The sequence below is a fragment of the Acinetobacter sp. YH12136 genome, assembly GCF_013418545.1.
Taxonomy (GTDB): domain Bacteria; phylum Pseudomonadota; class Gammaproteobacteria; order Pseudomonadales; family Moraxellaceae; genus Acinetobacter; species Acinetobacter towneri.
Genome location: NZ_VPBV01000024.1, coordinates 1 through 25,487, shown reverse-complemented (window position 1 = coordinate 25,487; position 25,487 = coordinate 1). Strand labels below are relative to the sequence as shown.

Annotated in this window: 24 protein-coding genes; 3 read left to right on the top strand and 21 right to left on the bottom strand. The window is 39.8% G+C overall.

Translation table 11 applies throughout. The annotated features are described in order from the left end of the window. Positions 1 to 13 precede the first annotated feature (13 nt). The 21 genes from rfbC to FTU71_RS10945 form a co-directional block, all read right to left on the bottom strand. Positions 14 to 556: a dTDP-4-dehydrorhamnose 3,5-epimerase gene (gene rfbC / locus FTU71_RS11045; RefSeq protein WP_180111994.1), complete on the bottom strand. Its 543-nt coding sequence runs from the start codon at positions 554 to 556 to the stop codon at positions 14 to 16. A 61-nt stretch (positions 557 to 617) separates the two neighbouring features. Beyond that, positions 618 to 1,520, bottom strand: a complete 903-nt coding sequence (gene rfbA / locus FTU71_RS11040; RefSeq protein WP_180111993.1) for a glucose-1-phosphate thymidylyltransferase RfbA — start codon at positions 1,518 to 1,520, stop codon at positions 618 to 620. After that, positions 1,517 to 2,428, bottom strand: coding sequence for a dTDP-4-dehydrorhamnose reductase (gene rfbD, locus FTU71_RS11035; protein WP_180111992.1), 912 nt, complete (start codon positions 2,426 to 2,428; stop codon positions 1,517 to 1,519). The genes rfbA and rfbD overlap by 4 nt, the downstream gene beginning before the upstream one ends. A gap of 8 nt (positions 2,429 to 2,436) precedes the next feature. Next, entirely contained in the window at positions 2,437 to 3,513 is a 1,077-nt protein-coding gene (gene rfbB / locus FTU71_RS11030; RefSeq protein WP_180111991.1) for a dTDP-glucose 4,6-dehydratase, read from the bottom strand. A gap of 30 nt (positions 3,514 to 3,543) precedes the next feature. Further along, entirely contained in the window at positions 3,544 to 4,716 is a 1,173-nt protein-coding gene (locus FTU71_RS11025; protein WP_180111990.1) for a nucleotide sugar dehydrogenase, read from the bottom strand. Positions 4,717 to 4,727: 11 nt separating this feature from the next. Further along, positions 4,728 to 5,588 carry an ATP-grasp fold amidoligase family protein gene (locus FTU71_RS11020; RefSeq protein WP_180111989.1) on the bottom strand — a complete coding sequence of 287 codons (861 nt, stop codon included), beginning with the start codon at positions 5,586 to 5,588 and terminating at the stop codon, positions 4,728 to 4,730. Continuing rightward, the gene (locus tag FTU71_RS11015) at positions 5,585 to 6,853 is read right to left on the bottom strand and encodes an oligosaccharide flippase family protein (protein WP_180111988.1); all 1,269 of its coding nucleotides are present in this window, start codon (positions 6,851 to 6,853) and stop codon (positions 5,585 to 5,587) included. Before FTU71_RS11015 ends, FTU71_RS11020 begins: the two co-directional genes overlap by 4 nt. Positions 6,854 to 7,007: 154 nt before the next feature. Then, positions 7,008 to 8,852, bottom strand: coding sequence for a nucleoside-diphosphate sugar epimerase/dehydratase (locus FTU71_RS11010; RefSeq protein ID WP_180111987.1), 1,845 nt, complete (start codon positions 8,850 to 8,852; stop codon positions 7,008 to 7,010). Positions 8,853 to 8,913: 61 nt separating this feature from the next. Next, positions 8,914 to 10,083, bottom strand: coding sequence for a DegT/DnrJ/EryC1/StrS aminotransferase family protein (locus tag FTU71_RS11005; protein ID WP_180111986.1), 1,170 nt, complete (start codon positions 10,081 to 10,083; stop codon positions 8,914 to 8,916). Positions 10,084 to 10,105: 22 nt separating this feature from the next. Further along, positions 10,106 to 10,762, bottom strand: a complete 657-nt coding sequence (locus tag FTU71_RS11000; protein ID WP_180111985.1) for a NeuD/PglB/VioB family sugar acetyltransferase — start codon at positions 10,760 to 10,762, stop codon at positions 10,106 to 10,108. After that, a complete protein-coding gene (locus FTU71_RS10995) occupies positions 10,759 to 11,364 on the bottom strand; it encodes a sugar transferase (protein WP_180111984.1) in 606 nt (201 codons plus the stop codon). Before FTU71_RS10995 ends, FTU71_RS11000 begins: the two co-directional genes overlap by 4 nt. A 16-nt stretch (positions 11,365 to 11,380) precedes the next feature. Beyond that, entirely contained in the window at positions 11,381 to 11,923 is a 543-nt protein-coding gene (locus FTU71_RS10990) for a serine O-acetyltransferase (RefSeq protein ID WP_104498391.1), read from the bottom strand. Next, complete coding sequence (locus tag FTU71_RS10985) at positions 11,917 to 13,083, bottom strand: glycosyltransferase family 4 protein (RefSeq protein WP_180111983.1); 1,167 nt, start codon at positions 13,081 to 13,083, stop codon at positions 11,917 to 11,919. Before FTU71_RS10985 ends, FTU71_RS10990 begins: the two co-directional genes overlap by 7 nt. After that, entirely contained in the window at positions 13,080 to 14,174 is a 1,095-nt protein-coding gene (locus FTU71_RS10980) for a glycosyltransferase (protein ID WP_180111982.1), read from the bottom strand. Before FTU71_RS10980 ends, FTU71_RS10985 begins: the two co-directional genes overlap by 4 nt. Continuing rightward, entirely contained in the window at positions 14,171 to 15,289 is a 1,119-nt protein-coding gene (locus FTU71_RS10975) for a glycosyltransferase (protein ID WP_180111981.1), read from the bottom strand. The genes FTU71_RS10980 and FTU71_RS10975 overlap by 4 nt, the downstream gene beginning before the upstream one ends. A gap of 33 nt (positions 15,290 to 15,322) precedes the next feature. Continuing rightward, a complete protein-coding gene (locus FTU71_RS10970) occupies positions 15,323 to 15,871 on the bottom strand; it encodes an acyltransferase (protein WP_180111980.1) in 549 nt (182 codons plus the stop codon). A gap of 106 nt (positions 15,872 to 15,977) precedes the next feature. Further along, on the bottom strand, positions 15,978 to 16,571 hold the full coding sequence (locus tag FTU71_RS10965; RefSeq protein ID WP_179988887.1) for a DapH/DapD/GlmU-related protein: 594 nt from the start codon (positions 16,569 to 16,571) through the stop codon (positions 15,978 to 15,980). Then, positions 16,571 to 17,743, bottom strand: a complete 1,173-nt coding sequence (locus tag FTU71_RS10960; RefSeq protein ID WP_180111979.1) for a lipopolysaccharide biosynthesis protein — start codon at positions 17,741 to 17,743, stop codon at positions 16,571 to 16,573. Before FTU71_RS10960 ends, FTU71_RS10965 begins: the two co-directional genes overlap by 1 nt. Next, on the bottom strand, positions 17,740 to 18,765 hold the full coding sequence (locus FTU71_RS10955; RefSeq protein ID WP_180111978.1) for an NAD-dependent epimerase/dehydratase family protein: 1,026 nt from the start codon (positions 18,763 to 18,765) through the stop codon (positions 17,740 to 17,742). The genes FTU71_RS10960 and FTU71_RS10955 overlap by 4 nt, the downstream gene beginning before the upstream one ends. Before the next feature lie 20 nt (positions 18,766 to 18,785). Then, complete coding sequence (gene tviB, locus FTU71_RS10950; protein ID WP_179988869.1) at positions 18,786 to 20,063, bottom strand: Vi polysaccharide biosynthesis UDP-N-acetylglucosamine C-6 dehydrogenase TviB; 1,278 nt, start codon at positions 20,061 to 20,063, stop codon at positions 18,786 to 18,788. Between the two features lie 166 nt (positions 20,064 to 20,229). Further along, positions 20,230 to 21,192, bottom strand: a complete 963-nt coding sequence (locus FTU71_RS10945) for an IS30 family transposase (RefSeq protein ID WP_180111977.1) — start codon at positions 21,190 to 21,192, stop codon at positions 20,230 to 20,232. A 264-nt stretch (positions 21,193 to 21,456) separates the two neighbouring features. Here FTU71_RS10945 and FTU71_RS10940 point away from each other — a divergent pair, with 264 nt between their 5' ends. From FTU71_RS10940 to FTU71_RS10930, 3 genes are read left to right on the top strand one after another with little or no spacing between them, the layout of a single operon-like run. Next, on the top strand, positions 21,457 to 22,560 hold the full coding sequence (locus FTU71_RS10940; RefSeq protein ID WP_180111976.1) for a polysaccharide biosynthesis/export family protein: 1,104 nt from the start codon (positions 21,457 to 21,459) through the stop codon (positions 22,558 to 22,560). Further along, positions 22,560 to 22,988 (top strand): low molecular weight protein-tyrosine-phosphatase, encoded by a 429-nt coding sequence (locus FTU71_RS10935; protein WP_180111975.1) that lies wholly within the window; start codon positions 22,560 to 22,562, stop codon positions 22,986 to 22,988. The genes FTU71_RS10940 and FTU71_RS10935 overlap by 1 nt, the downstream gene beginning before the upstream one ends. A gap of 52 nt (positions 22,989 to 23,040) precedes the next feature. Then, positions 23,041 to 25,227, top strand: coding sequence for a polysaccharide biosynthesis tyrosine autokinase (locus tag FTU71_RS10930; protein ID WP_180111974.1), 2,187 nt, complete (start codon positions 23,041 to 23,043; stop codon positions 25,225 to 25,227). The last annotated feature ends 260 nt before the right edge of the window (positions 25,228 to 25,487 follow it).

The following is a 25,487-nucleotide window of genomic DNA, read 5'->3' as shown; positions in this document are numbered from 1 at the left end:
AATATATTCCCTATTAATTTTCTACATTTAAATCTTTTTCACTCATCACTAATTTTATTTCACTTGATATAGGCCATTTTATATTTAAAGACTTATCATTCCACAAAATACAACGCTCATATTCTTTAGAATAATAATCCGTTGTCTTATATAAAAACTGAGTATTGTCTTCTAACGCAATAAAACCATGAGCAAAACCCGCAGGAATCCAAAACTGTTTATGGTTTTCGCCGCTTAACTCGACCCCTACCCATTGACCAAAAGTTTCAGAGTCTTTACGAATATCAACAGCAACATCCCAAGCACGTCCCTGAACTACGCGAACCAACTTACCTTGTGCATGTGGATTTAACTGATAGTGCAAACCACGTAATACCCCTTTTTTTGAAAGAGAGTGATTGTCTTGAACAAAATTTGGTATCTCTAATCCACGATCAGCTAAAGCTTTTTCAAACACCTGCTGATTAAAGCTTTCCATAAACCAGCCACGATCATCTGCAAAAACACGCGGTTCAAAAATCAACAAATCTTTAATCTTGGTCTCTACAACATTCATAACACAAACTCTAATTTAGATCATCTTTTAAGAACAAAGTACCCATTTGGGCACTTTGATTTTATTTCGCTTTAGCCGCATGTTCCGGATATAGTTTAAGCAAATATTGCCCATAACCTGTTTTCTTAAAGAACTCTCCACGAGCTTTCAACTGTGTTGCATCAATCCAACCATTGTTGAATGAAATCTCTTCAAGACTTGCCACTTTTAAACCCTGACGGTTTTCAATCGTTTGAACAAACTGACTCGCTTCAAGCAAAGAATCATGGGTACCTGTATCTAACCAAGCAAAGCCACGACCAAGCACTTCGACATTCAAAGCATTCTTTTCAAGATAAATGTTATTCACATCCGTGATTTCAAGTTCACCACGATGTGACGGTTTAATATTCTTTGCAATTTCGACAACATTGTTATCATAAAAATATAAACCTGTTACAGCATAGTTCGATTTTGGCTGTTCAGGTTTTTCTTCAATACTTAATGCCTTTCCTTCAGCATCAAAATCAACCACTCCAAAACGTTCTGGATCATTGACATAATAACCAAACACTGTTGCACCGCTGGTTTGATGAGCTGCTCGTTTTAACTGATCACTAAAGTGCTGACCATAGAAAATATTATCTCCTAAGATCAAGCAGACATTGTCATCACCAATAAACTCTTCACCCAAAATAAAGGCTTGGGCTAAACCATCTGGAGATGGCTGAACTTTATAAGAGAGTTGAATACCAAGTTCTTCACCTGTACCTAACAATTTCTCAAAGTTAGGTAAATCTTCAGGCGTAGAAATAATTAAAATCTCTTTAATACCCGCTAACATTAATACGGATAAAGGGTAGTAAATCATTGGCTTATCGTAAATTGGAAGCAACTGCTTAGATGTTCCCATTGTGATTGGATACAAACGCGTGCCCGAACCACCAGCCAATATAATACCTTTACGCTTTATTGAAGTTGTCATGTTTTTAAAATCTCATTCATTACTTGAGCTACTCCTTGCTGCCATTCGGGTAAGCGAAGTTTAAAAGTTTTCTGCAATTTCTGCGTATTCAATCTTGAATTCAATGGCCTACAAGCAGGTGTTGGATAAGCCGAGGTCGCAATTGGATTTACTTTTTGAATAGCTAAATTCACACCACTTTGGCGAGCTTGCTCAAAAATATATTGAGCATAATCATACCATGTAGTTTCACCCGTTGGTGCCAAATGATAATGCCCATGTAATTGTAACTGTTGTTCAGATGGCTGCAATGTGTAATAGCGCAAAACTTGTGCCGTAACATCAGCAATCAATGCTGCACCTGTTGGTACACCAACTTGATCCTGAATAATCCCTAACTCTTCTTTGGTTTGTGCCAACTTCAACATCGTCTTAATAAAATTATGACCATGTGCACCATATACCCAGCACGTACGGAAATTAATAAAACGCACTTGGCTATTTTCTAATGCAATTTCACCATCACGTTTAGTACGTCCATAATGATTTATGGGTGCTTTGATATCATCTTCAGCCCAGGCATTTGTACCCACACCATTGAATACATAATCGGTTGAATAATGTATGAACAATGCATTCTGCTGTTTGCATTGTTCTGCCAAATGTGCAATTGCAAGATGGTTAATCAGATCCGCTTGATCTTGTTCAGATTCAGCCTTATCTACAGCTGTATAAGCAGTGGCATTTACCACAATATCAGGTTGCACTTGCTTTAATACATGTTCAATCGCTGTAAACTTTGCAATATCACCACATAGACCATCGCTATTGATATACCGATCCAAAGCAATAACTTCGCCGAGCGGCTGTAATGCGCGTTGCAATTCCCAGCCGACTTGGCCATTTTTACCTAAAAGCAAAATTTTCATCTAATTAATTAAGCCTTTTCAGTTTGATATTGCTGTTGAATCCAGTTTTGATATTCACCACTCTGAATATGCTCAACCCACTCTTGATTATTCAGATACCATTCAACTGTTTTACGCAGTCCTGTTTCAAAGCTTTCTTGAGGTACCCAACCTAGATCTTTTTTAATTTTTGATGCATCAATGGCATAACGTAAATCATGTCCTGGGCGATCTGTCACATAAGTAATGAGATCTTGATAATGCTCAATACCTGATGGCTTATTCGGTGCTAACTCTTCGAGTAACTCGCAAATTGCTTTTACAACATCAATATTTTTTTGCTCATTATGTCCACCAATATTATAGGTTTCACCTACACGAGCCTCAGTAACAACCTTATATAAGGCACGAGCATGGTCTTCTACATACAACCAATCTCGAATTTGATGACCATTCCCATAAACAGGTAGTGGTTTACCCGCCAAAGCATTTTGAATAATCAATGGAATCAGCTTTTCAGGAAAATGATATGGTCCATAGTTGTTTGAACAGTTGGTGACAACTACAGGCAAACCATATGTGCGATGCCAAGCTCGAACTAAATGATCTGAACTGGCTTTACTGGCAGAATACGGAGAGCTTGGTGCATATGGCGTAGTTTCAAGAAATAAATCTTCTGTTCCCTCTAAATCACCGTAAACTTCATCAGTTGAAATATGATGAAAACGGAATGCTTGTTTTTTCTCTTGAGAAAGGGTATTCCAATATTGACGTGTTGCTTCTAATAGCTGATAGGTACCAATGATATTGGTTTCAATAAAAGTAGCCGGCCCAGAAATTGAACGATCTACATGTGACTCAGCAGCCAAATGCATAACAGCATCTGGTTGAAAGCTTAAAAACAAGTCATCTAGAGCACTACGATCACAAATATCTGTTTGTGAAAAAGCATAACGCTCCATATTTTCGACACTTGCTAAAGACTCTAAATTTCCAGCATATGTTAGTTTATCAACGTTCAAAACTGTATCTTGAGTATTGTGAACAATATGGCGTACTACAGCAGAACCAATAAAACCTGCACCACCCGTAATTAGTATTTTCATCATTTATCTCAATGCAATTGTAATAAAAAATTAGTTTTCACCAAACAAATCACGTGTATATAACTTAGACTGTACTTCTATTAAATCATCATTCATACGATTCGCTAAAATTACATCTGAAATATTTAGAAATTCATTTAAATTATTTTGGACTGAGTAGCTTTCATAATGTTCAACATTCAATGTCGGTTCATACACAACAACCTCAACATTATATTCTTTTAATTCACGCATAATGTCTTGAATGGCAGAATCACGGAAGTTGTCAGAACCTGCTTTCATTGTTAAACGATACACACCCACCACATTAGGGCGTTTTTTCAAAATTTCTTTAACAATAAACTGCTTACGTGTTTGGTTTGAATGAATAATCGCTTGAATTAAATTTTGTGGTACACCTTTATAGTTTGCTAATAGCTGTTTAGTATCTTTTGGTAAACAATATCCACCATAACCAAATGAAGGATTGTTATAATGGTTTCCAATTCGTGGGTCTAAACTCACACCCTGGACAATATCTAAACTGTTTAGATTATTTTTTTCACAGTAAGTATCAAGCTCATTAAAATAAGCCACTCGCATTGCTAAATAAGTATTCGAAAATAACTTTACCGCTTCTGCTTCAGTCGAATCCATGCAACGTGTTGGCGCATTTTTCTCGATTGTTGCATCTAAATAAAGTTGAGCAATCTTTTCACCACGTTCAGATTTTTCACCCACAATAATTCGAGATGGATGCAAATTATCATAAAGTGCCTTTCCTTCACGTAAGAACTCTGGTGCAAATACAATTTGATTGGTTTTAAATTTTTCTTTTAATTGTGCAGTATATCCCACTGGAATTGTGGATTTAATAATAATTGTTGCCGTGCTATTGATCGGTAAAATTTGAGCAATCACACTTTCAATCGATGAGGTATCGAAATAATTCGTTTCAGCATCATAATTGGTTGGCGTAGCAACAATAATGTAATCGGCATCTTTATATGCTTGCTCAGCATTTAAGGTTGCAGTTAAATTCAACTCTTGTTCACTTAATGCTTGTTCAATATAATCATCAGCTATGGGTGAATTTTTTTGATTAATTAAATCAATACGAGCAGAATTTATATCTAAACTAATAACTTGATGCTGTTTCGCAAAAAGAACAGCATTTGACAATCCTACGTAGCCTGTCCCAACGACTGTGATTTTTTTTAACATATTATTTCTCTTTAATGAAGTCTTTGAATATCTAACCATTGTCCCATCGTTTCTTGAGCTTTATCGTTAAATCCTCTAGCTATTCCAGCAGCTGGACTAAATGTTAACTCACCCAATACAACTCGATTATTACATTGAAAGAAATCAACTCTAATAAATTTGAAATCTTTGGCTATATCAGCGCAAATATTAACCATGTAATCGTAATCATTCGGTTTTTTAACAGGTTCCAATAAATTTTGTGGATAATCAAAATCCAACTCTTTCCAATCGTTGTCATAACAACGTGCTAAGCCTTTTTTAGTTTCTTTATTATCAAAACTCACTACCTTACAAAATCTTACTATCCCATTAAAGCAATAAAAATTATATTCAAGATTCTGTTCAGAAAAATCTAAAAATTCTTCAGCAATTATTTTAGGTAAAATTTTGGAGTAATGTTTTTCTAATGAAAGCATACCAAAATCTAATTTCAACCAGTTGTTAAATGTATTCTTTAATTCTAAATAATTTAGATCTTTCTTATTTTCACAAAAAAAATTAGTTCCCGAAGCATTATTTGTTTTTAATACAAATTTATTCGGAAGACTATCAAAAACAATTTCATCAAAAGTATCCCAAGATCCTAGCAACTTTGCATTAATCCCTTCAAGACCTTTATTTTCAAGATAAGAAGATAACAAAAATTTATCTGCACATTTAATAGCCAGCTCATTTTCAGGTAGGTCATATAATTTCAACCATTGAATCTTTTCATCAAATGTTTTTGGATTTTTTATATTTAGATATTTTTTGGTCACTTTAAAATAAAATAATTTCAAAAAAAATATAGGAAAATTTCTACGCAAAAAATCTTTTAAAAAATCTTTCATTTAACACCCTTATTTGATCTATAGAGAAAATTCAAATGTGTTTTCAAAATTAATCTATTGTTAAAAAAATAATTTGCAATTGTTAACGAAATAAGTTCGACTATTACAAAACAAATAACTGCACCCCAAATACCATATAAATTAATTAAAAAATATGATAATGCAACGCTTAACACAGTCATAACAAACATCTTTAATGATAAATATTTATAAGCACTAAATACAATCATATAACGATAGCTAATTGTACCCAGTGCTGACAATGCGGTACCTATAACGATGTAAGGAAGTAAATCTGACGATAGACTATATTCAGCACCATATAGCCATGCAACGATCCATTTGCCTAACCACAATACACCTAAGAGTGCACAGCCTGAAATTAGAAGAACAATGATATGTAATTGCTTTAAAATTTTTTGTTGAACTTCAAATTGCTTTTCTTCATAAATTTTGGAAAAAAAACTTGTAATTAAAGCAAGATTTACAAAACCCCATGCTCCACCCAAAGTCATGGCGACGTTATAAATAGCTACTTCTGAAAATGATACATACTTTGCTAAAAATATATTTGAAATTTGTGTATAGAAAACAATAGATAATGTTGAAAAAACTAAACTACTTCCCGTCACAAATAAATATTTATTATATTTTTTCGTATGTGTAACCAAAATTTTCTTGTTTTTCTGATGGTAATAAATTTTTCTTAGTAAATATGGAATCAATGCAATTATAATAATTGGATAGATCATGGTGTAAGGTTGTGCTTCAAATAACACCAAAAAAAATCTTAAAATTAAAGCTACAGCTAAACCAATGGTGTTTGAAATAGCATTTACATAAGAGATTAGCTGACTATTATTATAAGTCGTGTAAAAATCACTCACAATAAAATAGCTTGCTATAAAATTACCGAGTCCAAATATAAAGGTGAGCGGATCTGTATACAGCCATAAATAAACCAGAGCAATTACAGAGACTAACACACAAAAAAATTGTCGCATTTTTTGTGTGGATATAGCTAGCTTCAATCCAGATTGAGCATTTTGGCTAAATCTTTTAAATAGAATATTTTGAGCACCAAACCATGCCAAGGTCTGTACAAATAAAAAAATAGAAGTGGTAAAAGCTAATTTACCAAAATTTTCAGGCCCTATATATTTCGCCATCAATGCATTCACAAAAATTAAACCAAAAATGGAAATCACTTTTTCAAGCATCATCCATAAGGAATTAGAAAAAATCTTTTTAGAAAAAACTTGCATTTCAGACTTCTAATCCTATTAATAGCTTAACTCATCTACTTAGATATAATTAGTAAGAGTTCACTTACAGATTTCCACACATTATAGTAAAAACCATCTTTGTTGTCTTTGTTTTTTGACAAAACCCATGTTTTAGTGTTGTTTTTTAACATTATTAATGTACAAATCCATCTACATAAGTTCGTAATATCCTCATAAGTTGAGCTTTATTTTCATCGGTCATGATCTCATTAAATTCATTATAAACATTCGATATTTCACCATGTTTATAAAATTTCTCAAAAGACTTCAAAATCCTCTCATGCTCTGTTTTTTCAACACCATCTTGATCAATCAACAATTCCTCATATAGCTTTTCACCTGGACGCAAACCTGTAAATTGAATCTCAATATCTCCAATTCCATTTTCATCCATAGCGCGGAAACCACTCAAGCGAATCATTTGTCTAGCTAAATCAACAATCTTCACAGATTCGCCCATATCCAATAAAAATACATCTCCACCTGTACCCATCGCACCCGCTTGAATCACCAGCTGTGCAGCCTCTGGAATGGTCATAAAGTAACGCGTTACTTCAGGGTCTGTCACAGTCACAGGCCCACCTTGTGCAATTTGCTTTTTAAACAAAGGCACTACAGACCCCGATGAACCCAGCACATTACCAAAGCGTACAATACTAATTTGCGTTTTTGGATTCGTCGACGCTAGGCCCTGACAATACAATTCTGCCATACGTTTAGACGCCCCCATAACATTGGTTGGACGTACCGCTTTATCGGTTGAAATTAAAACAAAAGTTTCAACATTTTGATTCACCGCTGCATCTACACTACGCTGTGTGCCAATGGACGTATTATAAATACCTTCAAATGGGTTTGCTTCAACAAGTGGTACATGTTTATAAGCTGCGGCATGATAAACTGTTTGCACTTTGTACTCTTGAATAATACGTTCTAATTTTTGCTGATTGGTGACAGAACCTAGCACTGGAATAATTTGTATATCAGAAGCCTGCAATTCACGGTCGATTGAATACAAGGCAAATTCAGACATTTCAAACAGCACTAACATTTTAGGCTGATGCTTCACAATCTGACGACAAAGCTCAGAGCCAATTGAACCGCCCGCCCCTGTCACCATGACCACTTTATTTTTAATATTTTTTTCTAACAGTTCAGGTTTCGGCGGTACAGGATCACGCCCCAATAGGTCAATAATATCCACTTCACGGATATCTGAAACTTTAACCTTACCATCGACCAGTTGGGTTACCCCTGGCAGTTCCATAATTTTGACATCTGCTGTATCAAAAGACTCAATAATCTCTTTTTTCCGTGCACGACCAACGGAAGGCATGGCAAGTAATACTTCTTCAATGCCAAATTTTCCAAGTTTTGCTTGCGCTTTTTTGGGTGAATAAATTTTTAAACCACTCAGTGACTGACTTTGTAAGGAGCGCTTATCGTCAATAAAACACACGGGCAAATAATCATCAGAACGGTTTAAAGCGGCCGCAATCTGCTGACCTGCCAGCCCTGCGCCATAAATTGCTACACGTTTACGGCTTTGTTTTTTGGCAAAAGTTTTAAGAGTAGCGTAGCGAATAACAGCACGGCTCCACCACATGTATGAAAACAACATAAAGCCATACATGAGCGGAATACTCATGGGAATAAATGCAACATTTAATTTTTTAATCGTGTATAAGGCCACGATTTGAATAAATGTTCCGATTAAAATTCGCAGCAGATAGTCTTCATTAAATGAACGCACAATTGCGCGGTAAATTCCGAGCAAAGCAAAAATAGCAATGCCCAAAATACCGACATAAATATACCAAGCATCCAGTCCTTGCATGACCTGTACATTGGGACGCGCCAAACGTATGGCATAAGACAGCCACATCATTAACGGTAAAACACAGATATCCATCAGCACCAAAACGATTTGTTTTTGGCGACGCGGTAATGATGCTATAGAACGGATAAAGTCTTTCACAAGATGCTCAAATAGGGTCAATAAAGCGAATGAGAGCGCATATTATACGCTCTTTTCAGGTTTAGATTTTTGCGATCACCGCTTGGATCGCATCCACGGTTTTCTGCAGGCTGTGCTCAGACAATGTTGGGTGTACAAGGAACATTAAGCTTGTTGCACCTAGCTGTTTAGCTTGCGGTAAAGACTGCGCAGGACGCCAAGGCGTATCATCAAAAGCTTTTTCTAAATACACTTCTGAACACGAGCCGCTAAAACAAGGCACATTCAATGCATTGATTTCAGCCATGATTCGATCACGCGACCAGCCGTTGGGTAATGCATCGACATTGACTTGAACATAGCATTTATAGGCTGCATGCACATATTCAACAGATGGTTTTGCTACAGTAAAATACGGACTATTTTCAAACGCCGCTTGAATACGCGCCATATTGGCATTACGTTTTGCAGTCCATTCTGGCATTTGTTTGAGCTGTAAACGGCCAATCACCGCCTGTATTTCCATCATGCGCCAGTTGGTGCCAAATGAGTCATGCAGCCAGCGGAATCCCGGCGGATGTTGCTTGTTATACACGCTATCAAAGTTTTTACCGTGATCTTTATACGACCACATTTTTTTCCACAGACTTTCGTCATTGGTAGTAACCATACCGCCTTCACCGCCCGTGGTCATGATTTTGTCTTGGCAGAAAGACCATGCGCCAATATGACCAATTGAACCAGCTGATTTTCCTTTGTACATTGCACCATGCGCTTGGGCACAATCCTCAATCACAAAAAAGCCTTTTTCCTCAGCCAACCGCATGATCGGGTTCATATCACACATCCAGCCTGCCAAATGCACACAGATAATCGCTTTGGTATTCGGTGTTATCACTGCTTCAATGGTACGGCGAGAAATATTCTGTGAATCCAGCTCTACATCGGCAAAAATAGGATTGGCACCTGCAGTCACAATCGAGCTTGCCGAAGCTAAAAACGTGCGTGAGGTAACAATCACATCATCGCCTGCACCGATGCCGAGGGCTTTTAGGGCTAAATCCAGTGCCACCGTGCCGTTTGCTACGGCAATGGCATGTTTGGTTCCTGCAAACTGTGCAAATTCCTTTTCAAATTCACGGCATTCCGGACCTGTCCAATAATTCACTTTATTAGAGAGAAGAACTTTTGATACCGCATCGGCTTCTGCTTGGGTAAAGCTTGGCCAAGGCTCAAATGCACTGTTTAACATGGAATTTTCCTAAAACTTATTGCTATGAAGTGGTGACAATCCGCGCAGGATTACCCACTACTGTTGCGCCCGCAGGGACACTTTTGGTGACCACGGCGCCCATGCCGACAATCGCACCTTTGCCAATCACCAAAGGCTGATCGGAGGTGCCCTGCTTAATCATGGCACCTGCGCCAATATAGGCATGGTCATGAATATGAATATTGCCGTTGCATTTTACGCCTGGTGCAAAGGTAACGAAATCCCCAATCACACAATCATGCTCGACATAGCTATATAAATTGGCATGGAAGCATTTACCGATTTTAATATTGGAGGTGATTGTGACAAATGGGCTAAGTGCCGAACCTTCCGCGATGTGCACTTCATCCATCAAAATGACGTTGTCCGCAGAGATTGACCAAAGCTGAATACTGTCCGCTTCTAAACGATTGGCAATCTTTTCTCGTACACAACTATTCGCAATCGCAATTTGCACGTATTTTGTCGATGCTGATTCATTTAAAAAGGCTGAATAATTCATAGCACGATGACCATTCACCGAACCGATTTCTGTTAAAGCATCATCGATAAAGACAATTTCAGATGGATCTTGTTCACGCGCCAATTGCTGACGGGCAATCGGCATGAGACTGCGCCCACAACCTGATGCCCCATAAATTGCATAAAGTATTGTCATTTTTTTTGTTCCGGTGTGCCGGTAAATTTACTCATGGTCGCCTCGCCTTCGGCGCTGATATCATCTTTGGCAAGCACTTTTTTTATTGTTTTCAACATGATTTTAAAGTCGAGCCACAGTGATTGGTTTTCCACATACCATGTATCGAGTTCGAATTTCTTTTCCCATGAAATGGCATTGCGACCATTCACTTGTGCATAACCCGTGATGCCCGGACGCACGTTATGGCGTTTGGCTTGTTCCTGATTATATAAAGGCAGATATTCCATCAGCAGTGGTCGTGGACCCACAATACTCATGTCACCTTTAATCACATTCCACAGTTCAGGCATTTCATCAAGACTGGTGGCACGAAGCATTTTGCCAAATGGGGTGAGGCGTTCGCTGTCGGGTAATGGGTTGCCCTCAGCATCCAGCGCATCTTTCATGGTGCGGAACTTGATCATTTCAAATGGCTTGCCATGTAAACCCGGACGCACCTGACGAAATAGCACCGGTGAACCTAAATTCTTTTTCACCTTATGTGCCACGATCAAATACACGGGTGACAACAGAATTAAAGCCGTGGAAGCAATGGTGATATCAATAATACGTTTTAACATTGAATTCCTCTGCCCCTTAGTCAAGATCTGTCCAACGTCTATTTACAGATTGACCTGCATTATTCATGTGAATGACTTTGGCATAATTTCCTACAGCCGTAGCATTTTCAGGAATATCTTTCGTCACCACACTACCCGCGCCAATCGTTGAATTATCACCAATCGTAATTGATTCCACGATACAGACATGAGGTCCAATATAAACATTATTACCAATTTTGGCTGCACGACGACCACCATTGGCGCCAATCGTTGTGAATTGAGATAAATTGACGTTATGCCCAAGCTCTGCTGTGGGATTAATGACTAAAGGTCCACCATGTCCAATATATAAGCCATAGCCAATTTTAGTCGTGGTATGAATATCGATCCCATATTGCTTTCTTTTATAATAATAAATGGGATAAGCAAGTTTTGCTAAAAACGTTTTTGAACTGGCAATACGTAACCAAAATGAAAAATTAAAGCCGCGATTAAATAGGTAGTTTTTAATAAACAATTTAAAACTGACTTTTCCCGTATAACGATATAAGTCGCTTTTGATGTATTTAATCAACATGCGCCAGACTCTAAATTGATATCGATGACTCCCATTTCACCAAGCATATGTTTATTCACCTGATGCACATCATATTTATTTAAAGCCATCTCACGGGAGCGTTGCCCCATCAACTCGATAAGTTTTGGATCTTCAATAAAATATTGCATGCTTTTCACCAAATCATCGACTGATTTTACTTCGACCAAATAGCCGTTTACACCATGCGATACGGTTTCACGACAACCCGGCGCATCAGTGGTAATCACCGCACGTCCCATTGCCATGGCTTCTAGTACGGTACGTGGCGTACCTTCACGATAAGATGGCAATACATACACAGAGCTTTGTGCAATGGCAGGACGGACATCACTGAGTTTACCCCAATATTTGAGACGACCATCAGCCATCCATTGATCAAGTTCAGCTTGGGTAATCGCAGATGGATTATCGTCAATCCAACCGACCAAATGAAATTCTGCTTCAGGATATTGCGCTTTGATGATGCGTGCCGATTCCGCATATTCACGTACACCTTTATCACCGAGCAGGCGTGCAATCAGCAAGAAAGATGCTTTGACCTGCCCTTGTTCATTTTTTGGTAAAGGCATGACATCAAAATCTTGCACATTTACCCCTGAACCATTCACCACTACAGTCGGTTTACTAACATCCAGTAAGTGCATCTCTTGGAACAGCTTTAAATCATCTGGGTTTTGGAAAAAAACTTTGTCGCTACGTTTGAGCGCTTGTGTATATAAGCCATGCACCAGCTTTTGAAACAGACTACGCTTGCCAGATTCCACATTTTGAAAGGCATAGCCCAGACCTGTAATTAAAGCAAAACGATGCGGTACTTTCACAAGCCATGACGCAAGCGTGCCATAAATCACAGGTTTGATCGTGTAAGACAGTACATAATCCGGCTGAATTTGACGGATCTTCTGATAGAGATGTTTTAACAGTTTTAAATCCGCCAGCGGATTGGTGCCTGTGCGCTGCATGGGAATTTCATGCAGATGATAGCCAAGGGCTTGCAGTTTTTGCTGCTCTTCAGGAAATGATGCAAACTCAGGCGCCATAATATGAATTTCATAGTCTTGCGTATGAATAGCTTCCAACAGTTTCCCGCGGAAATTTAAAACAGAAGGCAGAAAACTGCTGATCATCAGAAATTTCAACGGCTTTGCTCCCAAACTTGCATATATTGCTGACTCACTTGCTCAATACTGAAATGTGCTTCTACACGCTCACGCACGGCTTGTTTTAAGCTTTGTTTTTCTGCTTCTGATTTTTGTGTATAGGCTAAAATCGCATCTGCCAAAGCTTGCGCATTACGTGGTGGAACAATACTTCCTAAATCCTGCACAATATATTTGGCATCGCCAACATCGGTACTGATACATGGCAGTCCCGATGCCATCGCTTCCACCAACACATTCGGAAAACCTTCGGTAATTGAGGTCATGAGAAATGCATCAATGGATTGATAAAAAGCAGGCATATCCGAGATTTGATCAAGCAAATGCACTTTTTCGGCATCTAGCTGATACTGCTCAAACAAGGCTTTTACTTCAGGATTTTCTAAACTCGCGCCGCTGCCAGCAATTTTAAAGATGATATTTTTATCTTTCAGTAAGCCCATCGTTTCAAACAAATAGGGGTAGCCTTTGGCCGTGTGATAACGCCCTGCAAAACCAATCACCGTAGGCTGATTTAACTGTAAATTCGGCTGAAACTTATCGAGAAACACGCCATTGGCAATCACTTGGCTATTGCCATTTTTAAAGCCGAAGGCCTGATGCTGTTGCATGGATGAATGCGCACAATAAATAATAGCACTAGGTTGCTGTGACAGTATTTTGCTTATGCCCAACGCAATCTTGGTACTGATCGATTCATCTTTAGGAGAAGCAAGCGAATGATGAATACCCCAAACTACTTTTGGTTTTTGGGCTAAACCAATAATGCTTAAACTTGTCAATGCATTGGCATGGTACATCCAACATTGCACGGTTTTCGGTTGTAATTGTTTGAGTAAAACACGCAGTTTTTGAATCGTCCCCAGCGTATTGATTCCATTCCAACCCAATGCATAATATGACTGACATCGATCTAAAGTACTTTGATACACCTCGGAGGTTTTCATCAATGCAATAACCACATGCTGATAGTCATGTTCAGTTTGCTGGATTAAGCGTGCCAGCATCATCTCAGCACCACCGACTCCCGCAAAGTTGGTAATCACATGCACTATTAAGGGTTTATTCATGATGCAGACTCCATCATACGCAAATACTGCTTAAGTACGGTTTGCTTATGAAACTGCTGAATATGCGCCTGAAACTCATTTTCAGAATACTGTACATAATCTGCAAAAATTGCTTGTTGCATGGCTTGGGTTAACCCTGCCTGATCATTGCATTCTACCAATAAACCAAACTTAGAATTTTCTAAAATTTCCATTGGCCCGCTTGGACAGCTGGTACTGACCACTTTTACTTTTGAAGCCAGTGCCTGAATAAGAACGCCTGGTAAACCTTCCCAATTGGAGCTTAAAACAAACAGCGATGCGTATTTAAAATAGGCGTATGGATTGGCATCAAATCCCGGTAAATCCACCACGTCTTTTAAACCCAATTCAGCAACTAAAGCCTCAAACTCTGCACGCAGTTCGCCCTCACCTAAAATCAATAATCGGGTTTCAGGATGCTGATCATGCAAAGCTTTAAAAGAACGGATCAGAAAACCGAAGTTCTTTGCTTCAGTGAGACGCCCCACTGCCAAAATCACTTTATGGTCATCGTTCAAAAATTTGTGTGTGACTGGCGCTTGGAGTTTTTCAAAATAGGCGTCATCCAGCACAGGGTTATAAATCGTGCTCAGATTATTATTTTTATAGCCATAATATTCACGAAAATCGGCTTCAACCCCTTTAGAGACACAGACCACTTGCTGTGCCATGGGATAAGTCCAATTCACCAAAGTTTTTAGCACAAACTTGGCAATCCCCTGCAACTTCATATTTTTAGACGGCGTAGACACTTCACGGAAGATCAAACGTGTTTTGACGCCTGCTAACTTTTTGGCAATGCCTGCCACAATATTGGTATGGGTTTGCGTTGCCACTAAGCAGTCATATTGCTCAGCTTTCATTTTTTTTTTCAAGGGCGTAATGCTATTCATCACCCGACCGCAATTAAAATTGACCAATTCAATTTTTGAACTCACTTCGGGTAACAGCTTGGCTTTTTCACCATTTAGGTCACATACACCCAAATGAATCTTAAGTCCTTGTTCGGCCAAACTATTCGCTAGTTGAATGACTGTACGTTCTGCACCACCACCGCCCAAGCTTGGCAAAAAGAACATGACTTTATTCAACATAATCAGACCTAAATAACATGAAATGGGAACGTATTAATCTGAGAGTTTTGAGGCTTGAATCACCATGGCACGTTCAACGCGTGCGCGGTAATCAATAATGCCAACGAGTTCACTGTCACTCGCGCAAGTGCTTTGAATTTTGGCTTGATAATCAGCAAAGCTCGACACTACTTTAGCCGGCACACCAATCGCCACAGAATGATCTGGAATATCTTTGGTCACCACCGAACCTGCACCAATCACCACATTGGAACCAATACTCACGCCCGGCATAATAATACTATTTACGCCAATAAAGACATGTGAACCAACCTGAATCGGTGCAAAGTGTTGATAACGTTTGCCTTTATCATCTTTGACCAAACAAGTACTACCATCATGGGTAATAAACTTCACGCCTGATGTGACCGTGACATGATCACCAATCGCGACTAAAAACGGTTCTGAGCCCCAATTTTTAATATAAATTCGACAGTTTTCACCGACTTTGACCCCCTTTTTACGTGCATATGCCACACTGCCTTTGGCCATAAAATAAACCAAATCAAACAGCTGTCGAAAAGCAGAAACAATAAATGCCATATACATGACCTATGTCAGGTTCTAAAAAGGAGGAAAAATCGCTGAATATTTTACGCTGAAAATGCGCTTGAAGATATTCGGACCAAAGTCAGTATGATGACCTGATTTATAGATTTTTGATTTTCTTGACGGGACTACCGACATACACACCCGCATCATCCAGTGGTTTAGACACTAAACTACACGCGCCAATCACGCTGTTGCTTGGAATGGTGACACCATCTAAAACCGTCACGCGTGCACCGAGCCAAATATTTTCACCGAGGCTGACACCGAGTTTGGTAATCGCATCTTTAACCAAAAGATCAGGCTCACCGAACTTATGATTACTGGCAATCATAATACTTTGCGTGCCAATCCGAGTGTTATCGCCAATCGTGACACCGCCACAGCCATTAATATAGGACTTGGAATTAATGCTAACATCTTTGCCAATCACCACCTTGCCACCGAAGCATTTGATATAGCAATTTTCACCAATAAAACTGTTGTCAGCAATCTCAAGCACTGCACCTTTTTCAACGATTAGGCTGGCATGATCGCCAATATAAACATTGTTGCCGATCTTGACTTGGCCATTAATCTCTAGGGTACACGCTTTGCCGAAGTAACGAAATTTTGTGCCAAATGCCATGTTGTACATCACTTTACGGCACTGTGAAGCAAACCAATTCATGTATTTTAAGGTTTTAAAAAACATCACTTTTTGCTACTCCACACAGAGAATAAAATGGCAAAGTTATAAAAAATCAGGGCAACCGGCACGGCAAGCAGCATATAGATTTTATCTTCTACCAGTAGATACAGGCCGAAAAATAAAACGAATTTAATCAATAACTCAATAATCTGCAATCTAAACAGCACATGGCTACTACGCTGTGCAATCAGGAAGGCCGAACTGGGCGGATTACAAAAAATGGCCCAATAGCCCAAGGCCAAAATCTGGAAATAGGTAGAGATGCCGACCCAGTCTTTGCCAAATACCCATAGATACAGGGATTCTGGCAGCACAAAAAACACGGCAAACAGCGGCAGAGACAGCAGACTCAACAGTACACTGCTTTTCAGGACTTCCTGACTATTTTCCAGATGTTTAAATTTGCGGATAAAGAACTGGCGAATGGTTTGCGACATTAAATTAATCGGCACCCGCAAAGTCCGCTCCACAATGGCATAGAAGCCCATCGCCTGCACACCGACAAAATGCGAGACCACATAATAAGGCAAGTTATGCGAAAAGCTGTTCAGCAAGGCATGTGGCGTATTGGAATAAATAAAATCCTGATAGTGCTTAAATGCCTGCCAACTGACCTGATAAAGCTGATTTTTTACAATATAAATCAATATAAACAGCAGCATCAGCAGCGAACTGGCACTGTAACTGTTGACCAGGCTGATGCTCATCAACAAGGGCAAACCCAGCTGTACCAGCACCACAATCAGGCTACGCAAAATATTCAGTCCGGCACAGAAATATTCTGCATGCGCGGCAAATTTATAATTATAGATAGTTTGAATCAGGGTATTGGCCATCACACCGCTACAAATGGCAACCACCACAGCCGCATTAAAAATAAAACTTAAGATGATGGCACTGACCGCCACAATACCTGTGGAGAACATCATTCCTTCAAAGATCAGGCTTTTTTTGTCCTGCTCTTCCGCGACCAATAAGGCTTGATCGAGACGCAAATTGGCAATGGTCGATAAAACGCTGACCACAGCCAAGGCGATACCATATTCACCAAAATCCTGCACCGAATAAAGGCGCGTTAAAAAAGGAAGTGCGATAAATGTGATTATCGCACCTACTAATAAACTCGACGTGATTAAGCCAATTGACTGATATTTGGCAAAAATACGTGCAATCATGTCAGATTTTTAACGTACCAGCGCATGGCCAGCTGAATACCGGCATTAATTCGAAACTCAGGTGCATAACCCAGGGCTTTCTCAATTTTGGCAATGCTGGCTTGGGAGTGACGTACATCTCCGGCACGGAAGTCACGGTACACCGCATCTTTCGTATAGTTCACGCCATTTTCAACCAGTGCAGCCTGAATCGCACGATACAAATCATTCAAGGTGGTACGGTCACCGACTGCGACGTTATAGACCTGATTTTTTGCGGCATCATCGGCTGTGGTCGCTGCCAGAATGTTGGCTTGCACCGTGTTATCGATAAAGCAGAAATCACGGCTGGTTTCGCCATCACCATTAATGAATACATCGTCACCGGCAATCATGGCTGCGGTCCATTTCGGAATCACCGCCGCATAGGCTCCGTTCGGATCCTGACGCTGGCCAAAGACATTAAAGTAGCGCAAACCAACCGCTTTAAAGCCATAAGTTTTAGCAAAAACATCGGCATAGAGCTCATTGACATATTTGGTCACGGCATAAGGCGACAAAGGCTTGCCAATGTTTTCTTCCACTTTCGGCAATGCTGGATGGTCACCATAGGTTGAGCTGCTGGCTGCATAGGTAAAGCTGGAGACTTTGGCATCACGCGCCGCAGTCAGCATGTTCAGGAAACCGCTGATATTGGTGGCATTGGTAGTGATCGGGTCAGCAATCGAACGTGGTACTGAGCCTAGAGCTGCTTCATGCAAGACATAATCCACACCGGCACAGGCTTTTTGGCAATCTTCCAGATTGCGGATATCGCCTTCATAAAAGGTGAATTTCGCCCATTGCGCCGCACTGACCAATGACTGCACTTCATCTAAGTTATGTTGATGACCAGTAGCGAAGTTATCCAGACCAACAACCGTTTGATCGAGTTTCAACAGTGTTTCTAACAGATTGGAGCCAATAAAACCGGCAACCCCCGTCACTAGCCAGATTTTAGGGCTTTGCTTTAATTGCTCGCATACTGTCTGATATTGGCTCATCTTTATAATATCCTTATCAATTATAAACGAAGATCAGATTCAGACTGTGCAAGTACATATTTCAAATCATATAAAACATATTCTGCTTTGCCCAAGGCACGAATTTTCTCTACGCCCATCTCTTTAAACTGATGATGTGCCACCGCCAAAATGATGGCGTCATAGCTGTGGTCTGTTAATGTCGAAACAGGCTGAATCCCATATTCATGCTCGGCTTCGGCACAATCTACCCATGGGTCATAAACATCCACATTCACGTGATATTCTTTCAGTTCATTGACGATATCAATAATGCGGGTGTTACGGATATCGGGACAGTTTTCCTTAAAACTTAAGCCTAAAATCAGCACCTTGGCATCTTCCACCTGAATGCGTTTTTTCAGCATGCCTTTCACCAGCTGAGTCACCACATAGGCGCCCATACCATCATTCAGACGGCGGCCAGCCAAAATAATTTCAGGGTGATAACCAATCGCTTGCGCTTTATGGGTGAGATAGTACGGATCCACCCCGATACAGTGCCCGCCAACCAGACCCGGACGGAACGGCAGGAAATTCCATTTCGTACCTGCAGCCTCAAGCACCGCTTCGGTATCAATCCCCAGTTTATTGAAGATCAAGGCCAGCTCATTAATCAGCGCAATATTGACATCTCGCTGGGTATTTTCAATCACCTTTGCCGCTTCAGCAACTTTAATGCTGGTGGCTTTATGGGTGCCGGCTTCAATAATCAGGTTATAGACCTGATCAACAAAATCAGCGACTTCAGGCGTAGAACCTGAAGTGATTTTGAGAATATTGGTCACGCGGTGCAATTTGTCACCCGGATTAATGCGCTCTGGACTATAACCGGCAAAGAAATCCTGGTTGAATTTCAAGCCTGAAACTTTTTCCAGTTCAGGAATGCAGACTTCTTCTGTGGCTCCCGGATAAACCGTTGACTCATAAACAACAATGTCGCCGTCTTTTAGCACTTTACCAATACTCTGCGAGGCTTTGACCAATGGTGTCAGGTCCGGCTGCTTATATTCATCAATCGGGGTTGGTACCGTCACAATAAAGAAATTGCAGTCTTTTAAATCTTCTAAATTTGCAGTATAGGTTAAATGAGTAGATTGTTTTAATTCTTCAGGCGAGACCTCTAAGGTATGGTCTTGACCGCTCTTTAATTCTTGTATACGTTTTTGCTGAATATCAAAACCCACAACAGGCAGCTTCTTGCCAAATTCAACCGCTAAGGGTAAACCGACATAGCCTAAACCAATAATGGCAATTTTTAGGTCTGAGAGCTGTAGCATTTGAGCGCCTTTTAATTTATATCTGTATTTTATGAAGAATGAATCTTTCGGCAGCGATTCTAGCAGAAAATCATGAAATTTCTATTGTGATTTGTGCTCAAATTACTTAAGAGGAGCAACAGTGTATAGTTTTTTGCGAATATTCAACTTTTTAAATTTGGCGGATTCAAGCGGCAAGTGCAACAGTATAAAAACCAGACATAACTTCACTCGGTGTATACCAACCTAGTGTTTTTCTAGGACGATGGTTGAGTGCAAATTCTATCTGCTCTATTTGTTCGTTTGACACGTCATCAAACGATGATGATTTTGGCAGATATTGACGGATTAAACCATTCGTATTTTCATTTCTAGCTCGCTGAATAGACTTGTAAGGATCAGCAAAATACGTCTCTATGCCAGCATCAGTAATTCTTTTGTGTTCGGAAAATTCTTTGCCATTATCAAATGTCACACTATAAGCATGGCTCATTTGTAAACGATCTAATGCACAAGTAATCGTTTGAGAGGATGCTCTCGTTGGCCCTAAATGAACAATATGTACATACAGGCTCTTTCGATCAACGAGAGTCAATAAAGCACCTTTATGATGTTTACCAATCACCGTGTCACCTTCGAAATCTCCTAAACGTTGTCGTTGATCAATGACCTGGTCTCGGCAGTGAATACTTGTTTTATCAATGATTTGCCCCCTACGATCCGTGTTTTTGTAACCGCGTTTTCGATATTTCTTCTGAAGCCTTAAGTGTAGATAAAGTTTACCGCCTTTTGATTTATCTTGATAAATGTACTGGTAAATCCACTCATGTGAAGGTACACCCAGCCAACCGCGTTGTGTTAAAGCACCTGAAATTTGTTCTGGTGACCAGTCCAAACCAATCAAATAATCAATATAAGCGAAGGCAAATGCTGTCATTGATGATGAAGGACGGTACCGTCTTTGACTTGCAAATTTAGCTGCCTGTTGAGCTCTATATCCACGTTGCCCAGTATTTCTTTTTAATTCACGGTAGATGGTTGATCGTGAACGTCCTAACTCTCGAGCAAGGGTAGCGATTGAACTTTTACTTTTCAAAGTAGCATAAATTTCGTATCTTTCATCTTGAGAAAGTTGGGTGTATTTCTTCATTGTGTGCTTTCCAATTGCGAGTTGAAAAAGTCTAATGATTCTATGAATACACCTAACTTTTTCAACTAACTACAAATGTGTTGCACTTGGGATTTGAATCTGCGTTTAGAGTAAATTCACAATTTGCGATTTTTATCACTTTTCGCAAAGAATTTGACAGAATCTGCAAAATGATTACAAATTGCTATGTACCTATTTTACAAGTTCGGTAAAATGACTGCAATTTATTTAAAAGATTTTAAAAAATTAATAATGGAATCTCGCGTGCGACACTTTCAACTGGCTGTTTTATTGGCATGTGGCATTGCCGCCACTGGCTGTGCTGTGACCTCTGGCTTACAAACCTATGACATACCAAATGAAGGGGTCTATACCACCGATTTGGGTACAGCGGTCAATGTAATTAAACTCACCCAAGACTCAATGCTTGCGGTGCAGCCTGCAGTTCACAATATTCAACAAGACTATGCGCATTTATTTCATACACCACAGCGTCAATACACCTTAAGTTCAGGTGATATTCTCTCTATTTATTTATGGGCATATCCTGAAATTACCCCACCTACCAACAACATCAACAATGAGCAAGCGATTCAATCTAACGGTTATCAAATTGACTCGCAGGGTTATATTCAATTTCCGATTATCGGGCGTTATAAAGCGGCAGGTAAATCTTTAGCGCAAGTGAATCGTGAGTTGCGCAGTCAATTGGCGCGTTATTTAAAAACTCCAGATGTGATTGTACGAGTCTTGTCTTACCAAGGGCAGCGATACTCGGTACAAGGCAATGTCATGAAAGGCGGGCAATTCTATTTAAATGATCAACCTGTGAGTGTGTATACCGCTTTAGGTATGGCAGGCGGGGTCAATGCCCAACAAGGTGACAATGCTTCTATGACTTTAGTGCGTCAGGGGCGTAGCTATCAACTCAATACCGTAGAGTTGGAAAAAGCAGGCTTGTCATTGCACAACTTACTCATCCAGCCGAATGACACCTTGTATGTCAACAACCGTGAAAACCAAAAAATTTATGTGATGGGTGAATCGGGTAAAAACCAATCGCTCCCTATGCGTGATCAAGGCATGAGCTTAAGCGATGTATTGGGTGAAAGCCTGGGCTTAAACCCACTGTCTGCCAGCCGTAGTAAAATTTATGTGGTCCGCAGTCAGCCGAATGCAGCAAATACCGAAGTCTATCACATGGATTTAACCAGCATTGCCGATTTTGGTCTGGCCAATCAATTTAAAATGCGCAGCAATGATATTGTCTATGTCGATGCATCAGGCTTGGCCCGCTGGCAACGTGTCGTGAATCAGATGATTCCGTTCTCTAGTGTGCTTTATCAACTAGATAATTTGGGTAAATAATGAAAATTAATCACATTTTGGTGGTGTGTATTGGCAATATTTGTCGTAGCCCCATGGCAGAATACTTTTTAAAACAGCAGTACCCACACTTACAGATTGAATCTGCAGGTATTTCGGGTTTGGTAGGCCATGCAGCCGATGACAAAGCCCGTTTATGTATGCAACGTCACAGCATCGACTTGAGTCCACACGTGGCAAAAAAACTCAATGCAGACTTAATTAAAAAAGCCGACCTGATTTTGGTGATGAGCCAAAATCAACAAAAGCATGTGGAACAAACGTGGCCCTTTGCCAAAGGCAAAACCTTTAGATTGGGGCACTGGCAAAGTAAAAACGTCGCTGACCCATATCAGCACGATCAGGCCGTATTTGATGAAACCTGCACATTAATTCAAGCCTGCATTGCCGACTGGAAAAAATATATCTAGTTTCTTGATATTCTAGATTTTTTTGATATTCTACTTTTTTGATATTTAAACTATGAGCCAAACCGCCAACACCGAAGACACCATTGATTTAAAGGAATTATTTTTCTCCTTAATCGCACAATGGAAACTGATTATTCTTTGCGTTCTACTCAGTATCGTCTGCGCTTTACTGTATTTAAGAACTACGCCAGACACCTATGCAGTAGATGCCTTAGTACAGGTCGAAGACAGTAAAGGTGCCTCTGCAGCACTATTGGGTGATCTGTCCAGCATGATTGAGCAGAAATCGCCTGCACAAGCTGAAATTGAAATTTTAAAATCACGTTTGGTGTTGGGCAGCGTGATTGATCATCTGAATTTAAATATTCGCGTTTCGGGTACGGAAGATAGTTTCTGGAATCGTTTAATTGCCAAGCATGAATATGACAGTGAATATTCAGCCAAATCGGTACTATTTAAAGACAATCAAAAAAGTTTTGATATCCGCCAGTTCGATATCCCACAATATTTTCAAGATAAAAACTTAATTTTAAAATTTGCACAAGGCAAATACAGCCTCACCGATGAAGAAACCGAACAGGTGGTTTTTTCTGCACCTTTAAACCAAGTCAGTCAATTACAGTCTGAATTTGGGCTGTGGAAAGTCGCTATTTTTAGTCAAGACAGCTTTAACGCTACCTATAACATCCAAAAACAAAGCTTACCTGCTGCCATGAAAAGCTTAACCGCTGACTATTCTGTAGCAGAAAGAGGCAAGTTAACAGGTGTGTTGGGGCTGAATTACCAAGGGTCAGACAAACAACACATTACCCAAGTACTAAATGCCATTTTAGCGGCGTATAGCCAACAAAATATTGAACGTCGTACTGCTGAAACTGCACAAACTTTAAAGTTTTTGGAAGACCAGCTCCCAGAACTGAAACAACAGTTAGACGTGGCAGAACGTGAATTTAACCGTTTCCGCCAACAGTTTAATACGGTCGATGTCACCAAAGAATCTGAGTTGTACTTAACTCAAAGTATTACTTTGGAAACCCAAAAAGCGCAGTTAGAGCAACAAGTGGCTGAAGCTGCTGCCAAATACACCAATGAGCACCCTGTCATGCAGCAAATGAATGCTCAATTGGGTGCGATTAACAAACGAATTGCTGAATTAGACGGCACACTTAAACGCTTACCTGAACTACAACGCCAATATTTACAACTATTCCGTGAAGTAGAAGTCAAACAACAGCTGTATACAGGCTTGCTTAACTCTTACCAACAACTGCGGATTGCTAAAGCAGGTGAAATTGGTAATGTGCGTATTGTAGATACTGCTGTAGAACCGATTGAGCCAATTAAACCTAAGAAATTACAAATTTTAATTTTGTCGGTTTTCTTAGGTGGTTTTCTGGGCACATTATTGGCCTTACTGCGTAATATGTTGCGTTCAGGTATTAAAGACTCGAATCAGATTGAAAATGAACTGGATTTACCTGTTTATGCCACTGTGCCACGTTCACCTGTGCAAGAAAGCCGTATTAAAATTCTGAAAAAGAAAAAGAATATTCCTATTCTTGCGGTTAAAAACAGTGATGATATTGCCATTGAAAGCCTGCGCAGCATGCGTACTGCTATTCACTTTGCCTTAGGTAATGCCAAAAACAATATCATTATGATTTCTGGTCCTGCACCAGAATTGGGTAAATCGTTTATTTCAACTAACCTAGCTACTATTTTGGCGCAAAGTGATAAGCGCGTATTATTGATTGATGCCGATTTACGTCGTGGTTATATGCACAAATACTTTAATTACGACCCTAAGCCTGGCTTAACCGAATACCTGAATGGTCAACACGAGTTAGGCAGTATTGTACGCAGTACTGAAGTTGAAAATTTAAGCTTCATCAGCCGTGGTAAAAGTCCTGCCAATCCGTCAGAGTTGTTAAGCACGCAAAAATTTTCAGACATGCTCACGCACTTGTCTAGTCAGTTTGACCATATTCTGATTGATACCCCGCCAGTTCTTGCGGTAACCGATGGGATTATTATTTCACAATATGCGGGTGTGAATTTGGTTGTGGCACGTTATGCCAAGACGCAAATGAAAGAGCTTGAACTGACTGTCAACCGCTTTGAACAAGCTGGCGTGAAAGTCAACGGCTTTATTTTGAATGATATTCAACGTGAAGCGGGCGGTTATGGCTATGGTTATAACTATGCCTATGCCTATAAAGCCAATAAGAATGAGGATTGATTTATTCAATCTGCACTGCTGGTGCTAGGCTTCCCCCTTTGTCAAAGATGAGCTATATCTCGTGCTAGCCTCCCCCTTTGTCAAAGGTGAGCCATATATGGCGCAAGGAGGGGGATTAAAAAAATCTAAAACGAGAGATGGATCCGGAAATTTGAACAACTCCTATAAGTGATACTCTGCTCCTCAAATGATGTTATAAACATCAATATATGGAGTATTTTATGGCACGTAGACCAAGAAGAAATCATTCAAACGACTTT